Source organism: Legionella santicrucis, assembly GCF_001468135.1.
Lineage (GTDB): Bacteria > Pseudomonadota > Gammaproteobacteria > Legionellales > Legionellaceae > Legionella > Legionella santicrucis.
On sequence record NZ_LNYU01000053.1, the window covers coordinates 1 to 19,938 of the forward strand.

Here is a 19,938-nt window from a genome sequence, read left to right on the forward strand (position 1 = left end):
TATCTGGAAAGGATGGTTCCGTTTACAAGAGCGAGTTGAAGGACTTAGGATAGCTACCAAATTGATGGAGATGTGATCAAGAGACAGCACTATGAGGAGGGATCATTATACCTGCTATTACAAGATTAACCTTTCGATTTTCTAAAGCTTTAAATAATTCCGTTTCCTCCATTTGAACGAATGAACATTTGATTTTTATTTTTTGACAAAGGTAACTCATCAATTCAATATCAAATCCTTGATTTTTATTAATAATAAATGGAGGATAATAATGAATAGTTCCTATTTTGATTTCAGCATGCACGGTTGAGATGCTAAGAAAAATAAATAAGACATACGAAAAAAAGCGCATAAAAAGTTCCATTTTTTTATAAATTATTAGTCTACAATTTATTTTAGCAGCAATTAAATTTCTTGCGCATTTCATAACTTATAAAAAATTTAGCCTAATTTATTCACGAGAATCTTATGGATTTTAAAAAGAAAAAAGTTATTGTTACGGGAGCAAATCGCAGCATAGGTCAAAGAATAGCTATAGCTTTTGCTGAACAAGGAGCAGATGTGGTCATTAGTTATCATAGTGACTCTTCAGGTGCTGAGAAAACCACTCAAGCCATCAAAAAAATAGGAAGGAATGCCCACGCATTTTATGCAGATTTTTCTGATATGGATCAAGTTCCAATTTTTGCTGAACAAGCAATTAATTATTTAGGATATGTAGACATATTAGTGAATAACGCAGGTATATCTTCTCGTGAAACAATATTTGAATTACCTCCAGAAAAAATGCAACAAGTTTTCCAGATCAATTGTATATCGCCACTCTATTTAACTCAAATCTGCGCTAAAAATATGTCAGATAGAGGAAATAAAGGATGCATTATAAATATTTCATCAATCAGTGGAACTATAACCATGCCTAAAGGTATTGGCTATGGCTCCTCAAAAGCAGCATTAAATAAATGGACTAAACATGCTGCTCTGGATCTAGCAAAGTATGGGATACGAGTAAATACTATTGCACCTGGTGTTATTGAAGCAGGAATGAATGAGGATACAGCTATTAGCAATCCAGAGTTATGGAACTATCTTCTGAGTAATATTCCCTTACAAAGACCTGGAACACCAAATGATATTGCACATATGGCTTTATTTCTTGCTTCAGAAAAAGCAAGTTGGATTACAGGTAAAATCTTTGAGGTCGATGGAGGCTATGTTTTATCATAGTGAAAACTTGATTCACCGTTTAGTTAAAACTCACGTACCCCCATTTACTAACTGAATGGTCATTGCAATAACTGGTTGTTCATATCCTTCAGACTTAATCCAGCCACTGCAGGGACTGAATTGATAAAGTAATACTAGGATGTACAAGAGAGACAGGGAAAACCGCTGGGAATACTCGTTTAAGACCGTCTATTTTGTTGATTATTTAATCAAATTGTACTATAAAATACAATATTAACTACTTTATGGTTAAGTAATATCATGAAAGGAAAGCCATCTCAACCTCCAAAGCCCTATAAAATACAAACATACAAGGTTCATAACAATACCCATCATGGCGCAGAATATCTAAATTGGTTAGGCCCTAATATGCCTTATGGACACAAAGCGTTTTTTGCTCCCCATGATAGTTTAATAAATAGATTCGATTCAGCGTATTATCATACGATGCAAAAAGTGGATAACATAATCAAACAACACCCCAATGTTACCATAGACAAGAATATAGCAGCACGTATAGTCTATGCAGGTACTTCTGAAATGAATGAGAATGAACTTAATGAGGCTAAGGATAAATTAATGCTGCATGGTTTAATTAAGGTGTTTAATGACCTTAATAAGGAATTAAAAGCAAAGTTTAAAGAGATAGGTGATGATTATATTACAGACAATATTGAAGCCGATCCCGATGTGGCAGCAAAAACTCAGATTATACAACGTGCAGTATCGCAATGGGCTACAAGGGGATATCAACTTAACACGGGAGAAGAAGACATGGTAATTAAAATTACCATGTCTAACCTTGTAAAGTATCAAAACCATATAGGCCCAAACCCTCACACACTCCTTTTAAGATATATACAGGAAGCACAAAAAATCAAAACAACAGGGCCTCAATCAGCTGAAGAAATAGCAGCAGCTAGTGCAAATAGAAAAAGAAAATTAGAGCAACTAATACAAGATCTTGCAAATGCTCCGGATGATTATGTAAAAATAGCTTCAGAAATAGAAAAGGAAGCTAGATTACTAATAACCGATTTTAAAACAGCTCTAAACTCAGGAACAGCATATGAATGGATAAGTAATGATATTGAGACTGCCCATGCTTCGGTTAAACAAGCTTATGAACGTGTCTGCCAATATGATTTTTTGGATGCTCTTACTTTAGAGAAAGAGAATTTAAAAACCATATTAGAGTTCGTAGAGGAAACTATTGCTGAGCATACAAATAACAATAGCCTTAGCATGGATACGCCCTAAAAGACTAAGAAAGCGAATTCACGCTGAGGAAGAAAAATGAAGAATGAAATTTTTGATAAAACCATTAATTGGACAGCAATTGATATTTTAGTCCATGGTTACGCGTACTCTGCAGAGGTTGATGGTCAGCATTGGAATATTACTCTAAATCCTGATTTTCCACTCGAACCTCTTTATACACTCCACCTCAATGACAAAAATATGCTCGATTTTACTGCTTGGCCAGAGAAGTGGACTATTAAGGCTGAAAAGGGTTAGACAATTCTTCTACTTCATCTAAGAGGGCTTTTAATTTATTGGAGGCCTCTTCAAATCCACGTGTAGCTTTTTCAAGATTTTCAGCACGCTGTTTAAAGCTAACACTTGGTTTAAACAGTGTTGAGTTAACATTAGGTTTAATAATATTCGATTTCACACCTTGCTTAAGAACATTTGATGCAATCACGGGGATTTTACTATACATGGTTTTTCCTATGTTATGTTAAATTTAAATATATTGTATATAAAACCAACATAAAATGCTCCACTCGTGGTAATCCACGGAGTATCAGAGGAAACGCAATTGCTCCATTCTATCGCCTTATCTTGATTTTTTACATATCGCTCAACGACTCCCCAGTCTCTATGTTTAAAATAGACAGGAATATGACTTATCATTATAAACTTAAGGCTTGGCTAACGTGAGCAAGCTCTTGGGATGTTGAAATTAACTCGAGTTTTTCAGTCGCAAACTTAATCCAAGCATCACCAATACAATTTATTGTAATAATCTTAGCAGCCCAACCAGCAATTAACATCATGTATGCTGATAACTGTCCTCCAGAAACCATACGATAACTATTTGCTGCTGTAAGAAATGTCTTATATCCTGCTGGATTATCGATTAAATCTTCCGTTCTTTTCATCAAATCAAGTGATTCTTCAGATGAAAGCTGTTCGTTTTTTTGTAGTTTAATAACTAACATTATCATTTCATTACATGCTTTTTTAAAATTACTAGGATATTCTGAATGTTGTGATAATTTTATTGTGATGTTTTGTTGCAGCTGATTTAATGATGTATATAACCCATCTTTCACAATACTTTTTATAGAGTTGTAAATACGTTGCTCTAAATTTTTCTCAGCATCAGGAGTACGATTTTCGCCGCCTAAAAACATCACCTGCTTTATAACATTTGCAGCCTCAAAATGATGACGGCCAACTTTACCAAGTGGATAATTATTAAAATCATAACCTGCCTCATATTTTTGAACATGAGGAAGATTATCTGATAAAAATAGATAATCCATATCATCGTTAGTTGCATATACATCCCAATTTTTTTTCAAGCGCAAGAAAAGTTTTTCATTAAAATTATGAGCTAATTCTTGAGCTAAATAAGGAAATTGACTTGCGACCAATTCTAAAGGCGCTATCATTGATGTAGCGTTATAAAAAGATACTAGCTTTTTTGCTTCAACCTCAATCAATGCAAGTTCCAATTTAAAATAAAGCATCGATATTGCATCAATTTTTTTATGAGATAACCTCTCTTTAGCATCGCCAATATTATTCTGTGCGGCATAATGCAATATCAATCGGGGCATGCAATCACTTGAGTGAATATCAATTTCTTTGTATCGATTATAAATAACCTCCATTTGATCTTTCGGTAATTCAGGAAGAAAAGCCAATGTTAAAAACTCTATAATATCTTTAGCTCCACCAAGATGGGATAATGGTATCGCGTCACCAAATCCGCCTGAATTAGCCTCTTCAGTATTTCCTGTAAGTCTTAAGCCCAAATTTTTTTTTGCTAAAGGCACGAGATCTTGAGGAGTAAATAATGACATACGTGTTCCAATCGGGTAATTTTTGACTAAAAATAGGGTATGGTACGCGTAGTTTTGATAATTGTCTATGCGGAGGAATAAGCAGTTAACTTTATCTAATTAAAAAAATGTTTAATTATTGCCACTATAAATACATAAATAAAACTGACATAAAAAAAGACACCAACATATGCTAAAACAATAAATAATCCATCCTTTTCTATCAAACCTAAACTAAAGGTAATAAGTAATGCTGCAAAAATAAAATTACTTAAAGGAATAGGCAGCATCAACAGTATCGCTAAACAGAAAATAATAGTTCCATTTATTATTTCCATAAAACGACAGGTCATAAAGGACCATCGAGGTTTTAAAAAATATTCGATTTTAATCAAATAGGGTACTGATGCATGAATAATTTTTGAAATGTTTTTTTGGTGAATCGTACGTTCTGCAACAATTTTTGGTAACCAGAGCGTTTTTCTGGCAAATACCATTTGGCAAGCAAATAGTAATATAGGAACACTAAAAACCACTGAAACACCCGGAATAGTAGAAAAAGGTAATGCGCTTGGTAAAGCAAAAAATAACAGCACAACACCGAAAGCTCTTTCCCCAAGTGCGTGTAAAATGCGCTGAAATGTTAATTCCCCTTTTAAATCATTTTGATTAACAATCGTTAAAAGAGCATCAGAAGAACGTGTGGCATTTTTATTCATAAGTAACTCATGTTCAATAGTGTTCATCAGGTAATTTCTTCGGATAAATTTTTACTTTAAGAATTTTTGAAGCAATTGCACTCTCTATTTCCGCATTGAATTCTGGAAAATCAATGTGCTCTCCTTCTTTAGGTACATAACCTAGCCGATAAAAAAACAAACCATTCAAAATGTCAATGTTATTATCCACATCAATATCACGATCAATGGCCTGTTCCAAAGAGTATATAGAGCAATTTCCTGATGCAGAGATACTTCCATCATCATTTAATACCCAATCAACTTTAGTGCGATGAAATTCATCCTTAATTCGACCAATAAGTACCTGAAGTAAATTATCGAGTGTAACAAATCCCAAAATCGTTTTTTGACCACTGTAAACAAGAGCAAAATGAGGCATCCCTTCGCGAAATTTGCGTAATAAATCCAATGCAGGAAGCCGACGTGAAACTTTTAGCATAGGCCTAATCAGTGTACGTAATTCTTTTATCTTGCCTTGCTGATATAGTACAGGAAAAATATCTTTTATATGGATAATCCCAATAACATCTTTTTCATCAGGATCATATACAGGGTAACGGCTATAGCGGTGCTCCATGATTATATCCATGATTTGTTCAATAGGTTTATTTATAGGGAGCATGACCATTTCATCATTAAATCGCATGACTTCGGTAACCTTAAGATCAGCTAAATCAAAGGTATGTTCAATAATTTCAACTTCTTCTTCCGTAAGCTCACCATGAAGATGACTTGCATTTAAGAGTAACTTGATTTCTTCTGTGGAGTAAGAATGTTCACCTTGATGGACTGCATCGAGATTAAAAACCTTTAATAGAAAATTTGAACAACCATTGAGAGTCCAAATTGCAGGAAACATGAGCCAATAAAATCCATATAGAGGCACAGCAGTCCATAAAGATACTCTTTCCGATTGTCGGATAGCTAGCGATTTAGGCATTAACTCTCCAACGACAATATGAAGAAAAGAAATAAACGAAAATGAGACAAAAAAAGCAATTATAGTTGTTAGTTGAGGGGAGTTAAATCCCATAAAAAACAGGAGTGGTTCTATAAGATGAGCAAAGGCAGGTTCTCCTATCCAGCCTAATCCTAGAGATGCGAAGGTTATGCCTAGTTGGCAAGCGGATAAATACGCGTCAAGATGTTTATGTACATGAAATAAAATCTTTCCTCGTAAGCCATAAATATCTTTGATTGCTTTTACTCGAGTTACTCGAAGTTTTACCATTCCAAATTCAGCAGCCACAAAAAAGGCATTGAGTAAAACCAAAATAAACGCTAAAAAGACTAGTAAAAAATTAATCACCTATTGTCCCTATATATTTAATTTTTGAATGAAGATTTACTACACCTACCTTAGAAAGGTTAGCACAAGTTAACATAAGCTGATATTTGTATGATTTAGTAAGAATGTTTTGAATATCGAATTTTTTAAAGCTCGCTAGTATTTAGTGTGACCATATTCGACATTGTTCGGCTACAAGGTGTTGAAATGATCCTGTTCGTTTTAAAATTTCTTTTAATTTAACCGCGTCATTACATTTGTTATTTACATCATCAGCCAATTGTTTCATAAACTCGTCATTGTTTAGTCTCTGAGCATATATTTTAATTTTTTTTATCGTATCAAGTATATCATTGATAATAGAACAGCGTTGTTCTGTGTTAGGATCAATAAAATCGCCATCAAAACTATATCGGCTTGCTTGAAAACGATTATAGTTATATAAAAAATACAAATTATGATTGATATTTATTGGCTTTTCCTCCAGTAAGTAAAGTGATAACGTTTGAATATATGCAACGATTAAGATCGCTTTTCTCAATGTTAAAGGGGTATCACAAACGCGAATTTCTACTGTTCCAAAATCAGGTCTAGGCCTGATATCCCAGTAAAGGTCTTTCATACTCCCTATAATTCCTAATCGACTCATTTTATAAAAGTACTGAGAAAAGTCGTTCCATCCTGTTAAATAAGGGATTACGCCACTTGAAGGAAAATCATTAAAAATTGTAGACCTTGAAGAATAATATCCAGTGTCTATACCTTGATAAAAAGGAGATGAAGCTGATATTGCAATAAAGTGGGGAACAAAACGTGCAAGAGCATGTGTAAGATAGAGTGCATCTTCTGCATTAGGACATCCAATATGTACATGCTGGCCAAATACTGTTGCTCGTTTAGCAAGGTATTTGAATTTTCTTGAAAGATTTTTATATCTATTTATTGGAAATATTTCTTGATTTTTCCATTTTTGAAAAGGATGGGTACCGCCACCACAGAAGGTTATTTGTAGATTTGTAGCTTGAGCCAACAAAAACGTTTGTAACTGAGATAATTCACTTAACATTTCTTTTGCTTCATAATGAATTGAAGAATTAATCTCAATCATACTTTGTGTCACTTCTGGTTTAATATTTTGCTTATAAGCGCTTTCACGAATATTTCTGATAAGATCTTTTGCACGAGCAATTAAAGAAAATGATTTTGGATCAATAACTTGAAATTCTAGCTCTATTCCAATAGATACTGGTAAGGAGTGTTTGAAAGATAATCGTTTCATGATAATCCTATGCTTTTTGATTGGAGTCAATTGAGCTCAATTAATTTATCTTTGCAAAATAACAGTCAAAACCCAAAATCATGAATTTTGGTTATAACTTAGTTCTCTCTTTGAGTGTTTACTGTGGTCGCAAATGCTTATCTAAAAAATCAGACAACTCCTGTTTAGAGAAATGCATCACATCACTTTTAATATTATGGCTGACTAAATTATTTACATGTTTATTCGTATGGTGAAATAAAAGTCCATTCATATGAGGTGGTGCAACTACAATCAGTTTTTCATAGGCATGAATATTTCTACCATCATCTAATTCATCAGCAATTGTCCTTGCAAAACTATCTATCTCTATTTCTTTAGGATCAGATTGTTGCGTATAAGTTCCTTGCTCGGTACGACCAGCTTTACTTGAGGTTAAATCGATATCTTTAAGCTTACCTTGAGGATGAACCATTTCCTTAACCAAGGTAAGATCATGGGGTTTTGCTTTTGATGCATAAATACGGCAACTAGTTGTGTCTGCAGTAATGATCCAAGTATGTTGATCAAATTTCATTGCAATACTCCTTATAATAATTATCCCTATATTCCAAATATAGCTCTTAAAACATTCTTGTGATAAACAATTTGTTTTTGCTTTAAATATAGTCCTAAATTATTAGGACTAGCTGAGCCTTCAGATCGGATGTATAGGTTGTGATTTCTAAAATAATAATTAATACTAGATTATTGTAATTTTTTGAAAATGGATGAAAAATTGGGATGGATCATTAGAATACTCTTGGTGGTTTCAGGGGCAATTACAAGTGGGTTTGTTGCGCGAGATGCTCTTAATTTTAACATAATTCAAATGGTAGTCGCTGTCTTTTTGATTACTTTTTTGGTAATAATAGTCGCATTCTGGCATGAGCTGTCCGATATATTCAAACATTTCATTACAAAATATAAAAAGTTTTAATATTAGATTCTGTTGATAATTAGCCCCATTGTCTGCATACCGTGCTTTAGGCCTGAGAGATACTCAAAAAATCGAAGCAATTTGATGATGACTATCCAAAGTAGCAAGTTTTTCAAGTTGTGATTTGAGATCGATAAAATCTTTGTTCTTACTTTATATAATTCCTTCACGCCAGCCAAATCGAGATTGAAAGCTTGATCTGACGTGAGGTACAACGCCGATGCACTACTCGGAGCGGCCGCGCTGCTCATGGATTTAAATACTGCAAAATTAACACCTAACTTAGAATCAAACCAATCTTCACGCTGATTAGTAGTCCAATTATAGACTTGCCTCGATGATTTTGGTCGCTTAGTAAATGTAGGTACGAAATTATAACCAAAATGTTCACTAGAAGTGTACACATCAACAACATGCATAGGCAGTATCACCACCCACGACGTAGCGCAGTAGCTTCTCTCCTTCGTTATAAATTGAACTATCGAAAAAGCCAGGATAATTCTCTCTAATTTTATTCATGATTCATGTTACCCTAAAAATAAATTAAGTTAATGAATTTTAATTCAATATAATGATTATCCAACTGTCAAAATTTGATAGGGGTAGGTTTTGATTTTGCTAAGTCTTGTATTGTTATTTGATCATTTCTTATTTTGGTCTACAATAAATCATTATGATTTTTATTTATATGTTATGATCAAAAAAGAAGTAATTCAAATAGTAAACTTTAGTTTTCTAGGTACAGGTGAGCATCGTGAATCTGATTTTCATATTATCAGTAATTTTCACAATACAATTTTACAAGCAAATAAAAACAATACCTCTATAGTCTCGAGATTGTTTGATGGGCCAGGCTCAAGTCCCACGTCGTCTACAAGCAAACATCCGACCCCAGGTACTTATTTTTATAATCCAGTAACGCATACCAAGATACCAATTAACGCTTCTATTTCCAAAAAAATATCTGATGCCATGCAACAGTTGACAGGAGTTCTTTCTAGGGAAGGAGTGGAAGATTTATTGTTTGAAGCAACAGTTTATCTTAACAATATTATTGAAAAAAATGAGGGTGAACTTCCAAAAACAATTAATTTACAAGGTTTTAGTCGCGGTGCTGATGCATGTCTGCGTATGGCTAATGTTATTTATCTGCTTTATCCAGAAATTAAAGTGAATCTATTTCTTATCGATCAGGTTCCTGGGCCGGGGCGGCGTGATCATGCTCCTTCTTATACAATTCCACCTAATGTAGAAAAATTTGAATCAACATTAATGCTTCATGAATACAGACCTGGTTTTGATCCACAACATGCGGGTAGATATGTATTTAGTGCACCAGAAACAACTAAAGCAAAAATAAAAATTTATTATGGAGAGCATGGTGTAGGAAATAGGTTAGAGCATCATGAAAAAAACCATACGGCTTTACTTTTACATGATGATTTAAATCGCTTTTGCCGAGAAACGGGTACATTACCCAAAATGAACTCTAAGTTTTATATTACTCATAGAAACACCAAAAGACGAATGCAACAAGAACACCTCGAAAGTCATTTAGAGTTATCCGATGCAGCACGTTTTAAGCTTTTATGTGGCATGAAAAAAGAGGAGGGGAACTATAGCAAAGGAGTCTCCATTAATAAGCGAAAAATTTTGCTGCATCGAGAAGATTATGTACAGGACTCCACATTATTTATTAATCAAGAACATCGAAAATTATTTAAAAAGCTTTATCCCGCTACATTTAATTGGTTTTTTGAAAAAAACTATGACAACCTAAATCCGCAAAAAAAATTCATAAACTTATTAGCCCGCCAAAAACAGCTAAACGATAAAATGGCTGTAGTCGCAAATGAACTAAAAATTATGGCTTATAGTCCAGAAGAAGCATATTTTTGTTCGTTACTTGCTAAACAATTTCGATTTAATAAAAACAAACTTCCAGACACTTTAGCAATGCCTAGCGGTATAGAACGTAATGAGCAATTCAATTTTGGACAGTCTTTACTGAGAAAAGAACCAGAGTATAAATTACCCAATTTACAATATAGACTAACCTCTATTGCTAATTATTATCACTATCATTGTCATGAAAAAAGTGAAATTAGTAATCAAATTAAAAACATATTGTTTGAAAGTGTTCAACATTCTCGCAATAAACCCGATGATGAGGCCATCTTATATTTGGAAAAAAAAATTACATTAGTAAAAGAAACTCTTGCGAGAAACAATGAAAAGGGTTTCATATGGAATCAAATTGATCTTATTGCTCCTGATGCTCAAAAATATGGAATAGAAGTAAAAACTCTATTGCAGGAGCATCTTCAATATAATGAAATTTTATTGAATGCGCAACGAGAGTTTATTCGTTTCGCAATTAAAGAAGTAGATACAATATTGGCCTCTAAAGAGAAAAATCCAATGCAGCAATGTCAGGAAATAAGAAAACTGGTTCTTCTATTAAAAACTGAAGTCACTCGTCCTGAAAATGAATATCAATTGCAAAGAAACCTTTTTAAAATGGCTTTCTTCGCATTTACTCAAAATCCATCGCAAATTATAAATTTAGATTCTCTAGAAAAAAATCTGAATCAACTCGCAAACGCACATCATGGTAAAACGAATACCTCTGAAAAAATCATTGAGCGTCTGAATCAATATTATCAACGAAATACATTCTGGCATTCTATGACAAACATCTTGAAATTGTTAAAAATTCCCTGCCCTAAAATTAATTTGGGAATGAAGAGTGAAATTGCAGACTTTTTACGAAAAGAACTTTTGCAACTCAATACAGAGGGCAAAGACAATGATGTTGATGCAATAAGTCTAGCACTCGGAAAAGCACGAAAAAAATTAACTGACTATTATCAGCAAACATCACAACTAAAAATAGATAATCTGGATCAAATCATTAATGAAGGATTAGGTCTGGTAATTGCCATGCGTACTATTACTCCTCAAGGACCTGTCTCTTCAAAAGCTTTTATAGACTTCAAAAAAAGATTACAGTCTCTGCCAGAAGTAGAGGATCCAGGACCAGCATCAGCCAGTCTTGGCGAGAATTGATACCCAAGTAGCCAGAACAAACCAAATACCATGTCACGGACGCCTGCTGCATCAGCCATGATTTCAGTTGGATTTAAACCCATTTGTTGTTCAAGCAACCCCTCTAAAATAGAGATGGAATCTCTTAGTGTTTCTGGTACAACTATGCTATGAAACCCTGAAAATTGATCTGACACGAAATTATACCAAGTAATTCCCTTGCTAGAGCCAAAATATTTTCGACTAGGGCCAGCGTTAATTGTACAAATAGGGCCAAGTGTGTACGTAGACTTGTTTTAGGACAAGATTTTGGAATGGCTTTAGTTTTGTAATTAGTGCATAGATTAACAGTTTTTAGTTAAAATTAAATCAGTCCCTCTCTTGCAAAGCAGCTCATCAAAAGATGATGAGGCTTTGTGTTAGAAAGCTTCGCTAAGCTCATCATAAACTGCTTCCAGCTCTTTTTGATATACCCTTCGAATGGCCCTTGTATCGGGGCGGTGCTTTAAAGTTAATAAGTGATTTTCGCGAGTAAAAGGTTCTCTTGCAATAAGATAGGCTTTTACCTGGGCGAAGGCTGGAAGTTTTTGATTAATAGCGCCTAGTCTCTCTAGCCAAAGTGCTTCATCAAAATTGGGTTTAGGATCAATGATGACGCTAATAAAGGGTCGGGAATCACCTTCTACCACTAGATGCTTTATTGAGTTGATTACTGAGAGCTCATTTTCTATCCATTCGGGTGAGACGTTTCTACCATTCGATAACACCATGAGATTCTTTTTCCGGCCCGTAAAGTACAAAAAACCATCCTCTAGATAACCTAAATCACCCGTATCAAAAAACTCATCTGGGTTAATAGCGGTTTCGCCCAAATAAGATTGAAAAAGATTTCCCCGGATTAGTATTGAATTTTGTTCATCAATCTTTAGATCAATATGAGGAAGGACCTTTCCTACGCTTCCTAATTTATTTTCCTGTACAGTATTCATGCTTACAATAGAGCAAGATTCGCTCAGGCCATAACCTTGATAAATTGGTAAGTTTAGTTTGGCTGCTCTGCTTAACAAACTTGACGAAACCATCGCGCTACCCAAGGCAATAAAGCGGATTGATTCAGGTAAAGTTAGTTGATGATTTTCTAAAGAATCCATTAATTGCTCTAAAAATAAGGGCATGAGTAGCAAGGTGTCTATCTCGCTCGTTTGCAGATAAACTAATAGGGGAGCGACCTTGATGCTAAACTGATTTAAATCCAGAAAGCTAGCTACAGGCTGAAGATAAACCACGCCACCATGCAATAAGGTATCTATTGCAATTAAGTTCTCCAATAAAATTGAAAAAGGCATCAGGGAAAGGTATCTGATCAGATTTTCTGGTTGAAGATGAGCATAAATAGCATTCAATTGTTTCACTACATTGGCGTAGGGAAGTAAGACACCTTTGGGTGCCCCCGTTGACCCAGAGGTAAAGGTTAAAATACCTTGAAATACGGAGGAGGAGGGTTCTTTTTGTATAATAAATAGGTTATTCGCCAATTTAGTTAGCCTGCCCTCGGGCATTAGCTGCGAAAGAATCTGCGGGTCATGACTGATAATCCCATCCATTTGAGTGCTTGAAATAATATAGTTAATTTGTTCGAGCTTAAAAAACAGAGGTAGTGGAACTAAACTAATCTCAGCCGCCATAGTAGCTAGACTAACATAGAGCCATTCTGGGCTATTATCTAGATATAGGCCCAAGCATTTTAAGTTCGTTAGAGCTAAGGCTTCTTGTAACTGCTTCACCTGCTGTTTCATTTCATCTGCTTCAATCATTTGTTTAAAATTAAAACAAATAGCTGCAGAGGATGGAATACTGTTTATACAAATTGTGCTCATCATTATAAATACCCCATGGCGGCGTAAATTTTTCGATCGGGATCATCAATTGCCCTTCTACCGTGCATAAAACGCGTGTTATCTATCAGTAAAAAGTCCTGTTTTTCCCACTGATGCTCGACCGTGCATTCTGCTGAAATCTGTTCAAACTCTTGAATAAACGAGACGGGAATGGGAAAACCCTGTTCATCTTCAATCTCTGGATTTTGATAGTTAAATGACGGCCCGATCAAACTATTGGCAAAGTTTAATCTATCCGAGAAATAAGAGGAATGTGCCAGATGAATCTTTAACTTAGCAAATAAGTCCCCGTTTTCCTGCAATTCAAAGTGGTGCTGAGAGAGAGAGGCGCGCATTTTTTCAAATAAGCTATGATTGATAAGGCTGGCATCCGAAATCCCCAGCTCATTGGCCAGATACTTGGTCCATAAGGCCTGAGGAATAGTTCTGGAAAAATAGAAATGATGGCTACTAAAATAGGATTTAGCCTCAACAGATAACTTTTCCCAGACAAGCTCTCCATCGCAATAGGTGGTGGCTGAGCCTTGTTTCGCAGGTATTTCACACATAAACAATAAAACGTCGGGCAGAAAAGGTGTTAATCCATTTTCACAATGTAAGGGAATAGCATCTAAGCCGGAATCAACCAATTGCACCCGCTCAGAAGCAAACTGCCGGGCAGGATCCAAGGTGACCTTTCTACAGATGGTTTTGGTAAATGCAGAAAAATCGTCTAACTCTAGCTGGAAGCCTCGAAATAAAATGACTCCTGAACGAGCCAGTTCATTTTTAATGAAATCCTTATCTAAAGAGAGAAGGGTAGACTGTTTATGGGAGCGAATCATGGAACAAGATTGGCCTATTGAGCTAATGTTATGCATATTCTCTCCTGATTTTAAAATAACGGTTTAGTTGGTTAATAATAATGCGGTATCCATAAGCTAATAGGGCAAAACCAACACGATAATGAGTCGCATAACCTATCTGAAGAATAGCGTCACCTTCATCAAAATTAGCGAGACTTTGGTAAAAGCTATTATGGGTTTTATTTAACCCAAGATAGCGTTTATCCTTTGCTTTTTTCAGAAAGCAATTGGATTTATTGGCCTTGGAATAAATAAATTTCTTTTTATCAAAGGTACTATCTTGCGCAATAAAACAGCGTTCCCTCACGCCTGTTTGAAATTCATCGGCTATTTTAATATGGATAAGATCTGGGCTCTTTTTTTTAAACCCGGGATAGACCTGGCAATACATTCTATCTGTAGTGGATAAGGTTGCAATTACACTCGAAACGTTGGTTATCCAATACCTGTATCTCAAGGAGCTGCTAAGCACATAGACTATAATAGATACAACACCTAATTTAAATTGGAGGCTTTTGTGACGATGAGAGGGAGAAACGAGAAAGAGGCCTAAATGTAAGACTGATTTTACCTTGGTTGAGGGCATTATTACTGAGGATGAAAAGGCAAGTAGTTGTCCTTTTTTATCTCGATGGGTAACAATTAATTTGTCCTTTAAAGCCGAAGGCTTGTTCGAAAAACATTGATATTCAGGAACCTTCCCAAAGGATAAAATAGCGAGTTCACGAATTTGTTGTTTTAGTAAATCTATCTCTGAAGGGGGAAGGACGTGATTCATATAAAAGGGATAGATGTTAACGTTAAAGCAGAACTCTAAGATACGTAACAAAGTCCTTCTGGTATTGCTCCAAATGAAAACCAACAAATCGACAATCCTTAATCAAAGCAAAGGTATTAAAAATATTAATCGATTTTATTCTTAATGAAAAGCTTGAATTCACATGATCGATGATTAGACATATGCCACGGCTGTAATTTCTAAAATTAGTCTTGGATCGGTGAATAATTGCTCAATACCTACCACGGTTGAAGCACAAATATGGCCGGCAAAATAGTCTGAAACTATTTTTCCTATTAGTTCGCCATGTTGTTCAACCTTCACGATAAAGATAATTAATTGAACAATATCATTTAACTGTCCGCCTGCAGCTATAACCGCTGTTTTCAAATTAGACATGGTTAGATGTGTTTGTGATTCTACACTGAAATCAAGCGCATTAAATTCTGCTGGCTGATGGGGGTGACTATGATAAATAGGCGCAGCATTGACACCTGAAAAGTAGATGGGACGTCCTGAGTTTACTTTGACAGCAGGAACATAGGGCATATTCCATTGGGGGTTTTTTTCAATAATATCTTTAGGTAGGGTCTGTATAAGTTCAAACTTCGCATCCATTAAAATTCTCCAGTAATAATTTATTAAATGTTATCAGAAAACAGATGAAATAACTCTTACCGTGTAAATACATTGGCTCGCCCGATGGATGATAATTTTCATGATGAAATGGTGGAACAATATGGAAGAGTTCGCAGATTCCTCCAATCTTTTTTGTTAGGCTAGAAGCAATGAGAGTGGTTGGAGCAATCGCTTGCTGAATCAAAGTCCAGTAGTAAGATTATTATTTCACCTTAGACAGAGTGTACGGTTATCTCCCGAACAACTTGATGCATGGCAAGTAAAAATGTCTTTTTTTTGCATGCAAGCAATCAATAACTAATGAGCTTCGCTTGGAGAGTAAATACATAAATTCTATTTGCTAATATGGAGATAAAAACAGGTGGTTCTAATGGAGTCAATAATACCCATTCAAGTATCAAAACGTTTGCAATGTATTAAAAATTACTGTTATTATGGATCGCAAAAATTAAACAGGGAGTTCATTAAATGATGAAGTTTTTCAAACAAAATAATGCAATTATTATTAAAAAAATTGAAAAAAATGCATTATCTAAATCAGTAGAATCATCTTTAAATGAGGTGAATGGTAATAATAAGAATTCAATCCTCAAACAAGGTCAAAAGGTGGTTGGTTTTACCAAGTATAGAATCTCAAAAAACGAGGATGGTTCTGTCAGTGTTTATACACCTAATATTATCTACTCTCAAAAAATGGAGGATATCCGGGAAGAAATGCGGGAGCGAGGTTGTGGCTTTGGTTTATTTAAAGTGAATAAAAAATTAACTTGCCCATCAATAGATATATCAGAGTTAGATGATTCACCCGAAGCCAAAGAAATTTTAGAACATAAGGTAGATTATCATCTCTTAGAACCTATCAAATTACTTCAAGATACTCCTCCGCCCAATCCAATATCGAAATTTTATTAAATTTTATATTTGCACATCAGGACAGCACTAGGTTAACTGTCAAAATTTATGTAGTTTTAACGGTAACGGCAGTGTTTATCCACACTTTGGGATAAATTCTGCCGTTTGAGTAAACACTTGTACTATTACGAATTTTTTATTATCGATTATCCTCTAAAAATAGGATAAGCTTCGCCATTAGGAGTCACCTCTATAGTAGAATGGACTTCCTTGACACCTCCACTTAAATCAATAATAAATCCTTTTTCACCAGCTTTGCCATTATGTCCCTTAAACTTAAACTCAACAATTACCCCTTCGTTATCACGAACTGCTGTTTTAATGCCATGCTGATCTTTTGTTTGATAAATAACTTTGGTAACATTTTGGTGTAAAATACCCATGACCTCAGGACTAACATATATTTGTAGAACTCCACCACAACCAATATCATATTCTTTGTCAGTACCATTGGTAAGGGTCATTTTATGCTTGGAGTTTGCCTTGACCTCAGAAACTGCTAATGGAATTTCATCTAACCAATCTGGGATTCTAAAAAGACCTGTAGTTTCTCTTAGATTTCGCTTAATGTTCCCTGTATGTGGGCAACGAGTAGGGGAGACCTGGGTAAAATGACCATAGTGTTTCCATTCTTTATTGGATAAATATTCTGGATGGATCAGTCCCGTTTTAAGTGCATTAGATGATGCAAAATATAAACTGGAACCTACTGGGAAATTACCATTCAGATATAAAATGCCGAGATCTTGTAAATCTTGAACGGTGAGCTCATTGAGTGGCTTATTTAGTGCAGTAATTAAGCTATTAGCACCATTTACTAAAGATTGCACAACAATCTTGACTCCATTTTTCTTAAAAATTTGTCCAAAGGTAGCTATGCCCCAATCATCGGACTTATATCCACCTTCTTTTTGTTTTTTAGCTACTTGCTTATCTAAATCTTTTGATTTGGTATGAAGATAATCAATAACTTCCTGCTCTGGCTTTTGCGATTTATTAGTTGTATGGTATTGACGGGTTCCAACTCTATTTTTAGATTTCTTCTCTTCACCCTTTATATAACACTTATTGAAAAATTGATTAGGGTTAGGCGTATCGTTATCAGGGATTTTTACAGTATCAATTGGTTTTGTATTCTCTTTTATAATATTTTCTGTTTTTAATTTTTTATGCAGTATTGATTGTTTTATCAATTTATTATTTTTTTCCGAACAAACATTGCTATTTATTATTTTTTTATTTTTAAGTATTTTTTCATATTTAGACTTCATCTACATTACCTTATTTCTCAGATTAATTGAAGCCTAATTTTACCAAATGATCATTAAATAAACATTAAATATTCTTCTTAAACTACCGATTACTTCGTTGCCAATTACTTGATGAAAGGAAGCAAAAATAGAGATAAAATCTATATATTAATAAGATATTAACAACAGAGCATTAAAATGTTTAAATTACCATATACCTGCAAAACAGTTTTTTAACTTCTAAAACATGCTTGTATCAGAAGCCAATAAATGATCAGAAGAAATAAGTTATGAAAATTAATATTACGAAGAAAGAATATCGCACATTACTTGATATGTTATACATAGCCGACTGGGTACTGCATTCATATACCATAAAGGAAACAAAACAAAATGAGTATGAAGCCTTAAAACAAAAATTTTTATCTTATTTTAAAGAAATGGAAGCAGATGATCTGATAGAATTTTCTCCAGAGTTCGATGAATACTTTGAAAAAACTCAGTATGAAGAGTTAATTAATGAAAAGTTTATTGAGCCTTATGAAAAGAAACTGTTCTGGGATGAATTAATTCAGAGATTAAGTGAACGAGATGTAATTCATGCAATGGGAGTTGAACAATACAGGAAGATGGATCCTATGGAGCGCATGAGGAAAGTCGAAGAAATTAAAGCACAATACGCTAATGAATTTGAAAAACATGGAGTTAAACACCTTAAATTAAGCGTGTTGATTTGATCATTATCAACAGTCAGTGTTTATCGCATTTCAAAAATTAGATTGCGTTTAGGCTGTGAATTCTGAAAAATGAGATAACAATGTTTGTACCGCAATTTCTGCCATTTCTTCTTGCGGGCAAAAGTCCATAGCTACCGCAAAACCTATTTCTTTCATGGACTCACTCCATAATGAGTTTTGGTTTAAAATAGGTTTGATTTTTTGAATTAGAGATTCTAATACAATATCATCCATATAAAGGAATTGATGTTTTTGGGTACGATGGCTCAACATCTCTTTGATAGTAATGTAGAGTGCATACTTTAATATATATAAAGCATACTCAATTGATTCGCTTCCATTATCCAAGCCAAGCTTCTCTTCCTTGCAATAAAAATGAGTGAAATAATAATCATCTGGATAAAACTCATGTACAGGAAAATCAATGGACATGGAATTACTTAATTCACATCGAAAAAAGAAGTATTCTTCGTATTTACTTTGTAGCGTAGAAATTTTAAAACATCCTTGAAATATACTGGGTTCTTCCCAAATAGCGACTAAAATTAAAGTTTCTATATTGATGTGTGTAAATCTCATTAATGTATTGTCCTAGGAAAAAACTCTATAGAAAATGGCGATATCGATTAGCACAATTTGTTTTTATTTTAACACTAAATTGCGCACATATGTTACTCATCGCCCTCCCAAGAATGCACTATTCCAACTATTCACTTCAAATTAACTTAATTTTAATTATGGATTTTTATAATGAAAATATAAAGACAAATATTTAAGTAAATGTTTTACTAGGGTGAATAAAATGGAAATTAAGAGCGAGTTACTTCAGGTTAGATACAGTAAAAGAGCAGAACAACATTCAGTTGAATTGTTACATGTATTTTCTAAAACGCTTAACGAAAAGGAGTTTACTGCCCGCATAAAAAAAGTAATTCCTTATATGCAACAGATCAATGAACATTTGATACCAAAATCTACATTGAAGAAGTTGAATCAAGCGATAAAAAGAGACTATCAACATTATTTATATTTTAGTAATTTATTGGAAAATGAAAAAGTAAATATTGTACATACGACTTATGATTCAAATTTCAAGAAAATAAGACTTCACGGTATAGTGGATAACAATCAACCAGAATGTGAGATTTATAATGAGCGTGTCATAGTACATCCGCCGTTGATGCGTACTTCTTCACTCATGATACCTAGACGTTGTTTTAAACACGACAACGTGGATGAGGGACTGATGAGTTCGCAAACCGAAC

The 19,938-nt window shown here is 34.3% G+C and carries 19 protein-coding genes and 2 pseudogenes; 7 read left to right on the forward strand and 14 right to left on the reverse strand.

Translation table 11 applies throughout. The annotated features are described in order from the left end of the window. Positions 1-76 precede the first annotated feature (76 nt). Positions 77-352, reverse strand: a complete 276-nt coding sequence (locus Lsan_RS10805; RefSeq protein WP_237762102.1) for a transporter substrate-binding domain-containing protein — start codon at positions 350-352, stop codon at positions 77-79. A gap of 116 nt (positions 353-468) precedes the next feature. Between Lsan_RS10805 and Lsan_RS10810 the strand changes: the two genes are divergently transcribed. The 3 genes from Lsan_RS10810 to Lsan_RS10820 all read left to right on the forward strand — a co-directional run bounded on the left by Lsan_RS10810 (position 469) and on the right by Lsan_RS10820 (position 2,745). After that, on the forward strand, positions 469-1,227 hold the full coding sequence (locus tag Lsan_RS10810; protein WP_058514410.1) for an SDR family NAD(P)-dependent oxidoreductase: 759 nt from the start codon (positions 469-471) through the stop codon (positions 1,225-1,227). A gap of 369 nt (positions 1,228-1,596) precedes the next feature. Next, positions 1,597-2,487, forward strand: a complete 891-nt coding sequence (locus tag Lsan_RS10815) for a hypothetical protein (RefSeq protein WP_133134333.1) — start codon at positions 1,597-1,599, stop codon at positions 2,485-2,487. A gap of 36 nt (positions 2,488-2,523) precedes the next feature. Next, entirely contained in the window at positions 2,524-2,745 is a 222-nt protein-coding gene (locus Lsan_RS10820; RefSeq protein WP_058514412.1) for a hypothetical protein, read from the forward strand. Here the strand turns inward: Lsan_RS10820 and Lsan_RS10825 are convergent. The 6 genes from Lsan_RS10825 to Lsan_RS10855 all read right to left on the reverse strand — a co-directional run bounded on the left by Lsan_RS10825 (position 2,726) and on the right by Lsan_RS10855 (position 8,164). Beyond that, positions 2,726-2,950, reverse strand: coding sequence for a hypothetical protein (locus tag Lsan_RS10825; RefSeq protein WP_058514413.1), 225 nt, complete (start codon positions 2,948-2,950; stop codon positions 2,726-2,728). The two genes, Lsan_RS10820 and Lsan_RS10825, sit on opposite strands and share 20 nt — an antisense overlap. A 193-nt stretch (positions 2,951-3,143) precedes the next feature. After that, positions 3,144-4,322 (reverse strand): hypothetical protein, encoded by a 1,179-nt coding sequence (locus Lsan_RS10835; RefSeq protein ID WP_058514415.1) that lies wholly within the window; start codon positions 4,320-4,322, stop codon positions 3,144-3,146. Positions 4,323-4,417: 95 nt separating this feature from the next. Continuing rightward, complete coding sequence (locus Lsan_RS10840) at positions 4,418-5,020, reverse strand: exopolysaccharide biosynthesis protein (protein WP_058514451.1); 603 nt, start codon at positions 5,018-5,020, stop codon at positions 4,418-4,420. Positions 5,021-5,033: 13 nt separating this feature from the next. Then, positions 5,034-6,350, reverse strand: coding sequence for a hemolysin family protein (locus tag Lsan_RS10845; protein ID WP_058514416.1), 1,317 nt, complete (start codon positions 6,348-6,350; stop codon positions 5,034-5,036). 142 nt (positions 6,351-6,492) lie between these two features. Then, on the reverse strand, positions 6,493-7,608 hold the full coding sequence (locus tag Lsan_RS10850) for a YbdK family carboxylate-amine ligase (RefSeq protein WP_058514417.1): 1,116 nt from the start codon (positions 7,606-7,608) through the stop codon (positions 6,493-6,495). Positions 7,609-7,726: 118 nt separating this feature from the next. Continuing rightward, positions 7,727-8,164, reverse strand: a complete 438-nt coding sequence (locus tag Lsan_RS10855) for a host attachment protein (RefSeq protein ID WP_058514418.1) — start codon at positions 8,162-8,164, stop codon at positions 7,727-7,729. A gap of 1,011 nt (positions 8,165-9,175) precedes the next feature. On the opposite strand from Lsan_RS10855, the gene Lsan_RS10870 reads away from it, so the two are divergent. Beyond that, positions 9,176-11,635, forward strand: coding sequence for a Dot/Icm T4SS effector Lem25 family protein (locus Lsan_RS10870; protein WP_237762103.1), 2,460 nt, complete (start codon positions 9,176-9,178; stop codon positions 11,633-11,635). Here the strand turns inward: Lsan_RS10870 and Lsan_RS21565 are convergent. The 5 genes and pseudogenes from Lsan_RS21565 to Lsan_RS10890 all read right to left on the reverse strand — a co-directional run. Further along, positions 11,605-11,886: pseudogene (locus Lsan_RS21565) on the reverse strand (Tn3 family transposase); the annotation flags it as partial. The gene Lsan_RS10870 and the pseudogene Lsan_RS21565 sit on opposite strands and share 31 nt — an antisense overlap. 147 nt (positions 11,887-12,033) lie before the next feature. Next, positions 12,034-13,494: an AMP-binding protein gene (locus Lsan_RS10875; protein ID WP_058514421.1), complete on the reverse strand. Its 1,461-nt coding sequence runs from the start codon at positions 13,492-13,494 to the stop codon at positions 12,034-12,036. Then, entirely contained in the window at positions 13,494-14,372 is an 879-nt protein-coding gene (locus Lsan_RS10880) for a TauD/TfdA family dioxygenase (RefSeq protein ID WP_058514422.1), read from the reverse strand. The genes Lsan_RS10875 and Lsan_RS10880 overlap by 1 nt, the downstream gene beginning before the upstream one ends. Next, positions 14,365-15,222 carry a hypothetical protein gene (locus Lsan_RS10885; RefSeq protein WP_133134335.1) on the reverse strand — a complete coding sequence of 286 codons (858 nt, stop codon included), beginning with the start codon at positions 15,220-15,222 and terminating at the stop codon, positions 14,365-14,367. The genes Lsan_RS10880 and Lsan_RS10885 overlap by 8 nt, the downstream gene beginning before the upstream one ends. A gap of 87 nt (positions 15,223-15,309) precedes the next feature. After that, positions 15,310-15,753 carry a RidA family protein gene (locus Lsan_RS10890; protein WP_058514424.1) on the reverse strand — a complete coding sequence of 148 codons (444 nt, stop codon included), beginning with the start codon at positions 15,751-15,753 and terminating at the stop codon, positions 15,310-15,312. 489 nt (positions 15,754-16,242) lie between these two features. Here Lsan_RS10890 and Lsan_RS10895 point away from each other — a divergent pair, with 489 nt between their 5' ends. Next, positions 16,243-16,686, forward strand: coding sequence for a hypothetical protein (locus tag Lsan_RS10895; RefSeq protein ID WP_237762104.1), 444 nt, complete (start codon positions 16,243-16,245; stop codon positions 16,684-16,686). 146 nt (positions 16,687-16,832) lie between these two features. Here Lsan_RS10895 and Lsan_RS10900 read toward each other — a convergent pair whose 3' ends face one another. Continuing rightward, a complete protein-coding gene (locus Lsan_RS10900) occupies positions 16,833-17,957 on the reverse strand; it encodes a hypothetical protein (protein ID WP_237762105.1) in 1,125 nt (374 codons plus the stop codon). Positions 17,958-18,226: 269 nt separating this feature from the next. Between Lsan_RS10900 and Lsan_RS10905 the strand changes: the two genes are divergently transcribed. Further along, positions 18,227-18,673 carry a hypothetical protein gene (locus tag Lsan_RS10905; RefSeq protein ID WP_058514425.1) on the forward strand — a complete coding sequence of 149 codons (447 nt, stop codon included), beginning with the start codon at positions 18,227-18,229 and terminating at the stop codon, positions 18,671-18,673. A gap of 48 nt (positions 18,674-18,721) precedes the next feature. On the opposite strand, the gene Lsan_RS10910 is transcribed toward Lsan_RS10905, so the two are convergent. After that, the gene (locus tag Lsan_RS10910) at positions 18,722-19,252 is read right to left on the reverse strand and encodes a hypothetical protein (RefSeq protein ID WP_058514426.1); all 531 of its coding nucleotides are present in this window, start codon (positions 19,250-19,252) and stop codon (positions 18,722-18,724) included. A 223-nt stretch (positions 19,253-19,475) separates the two neighbouring features. Between Lsan_RS10910 and Lsan_RS10915 the strand changes: the two are divergent. Then, a pseudogene (locus tag Lsan_RS10915) lies at positions 19,476-19,938 on the forward strand (transmembrane 9 family protein); the annotation flags it as partial.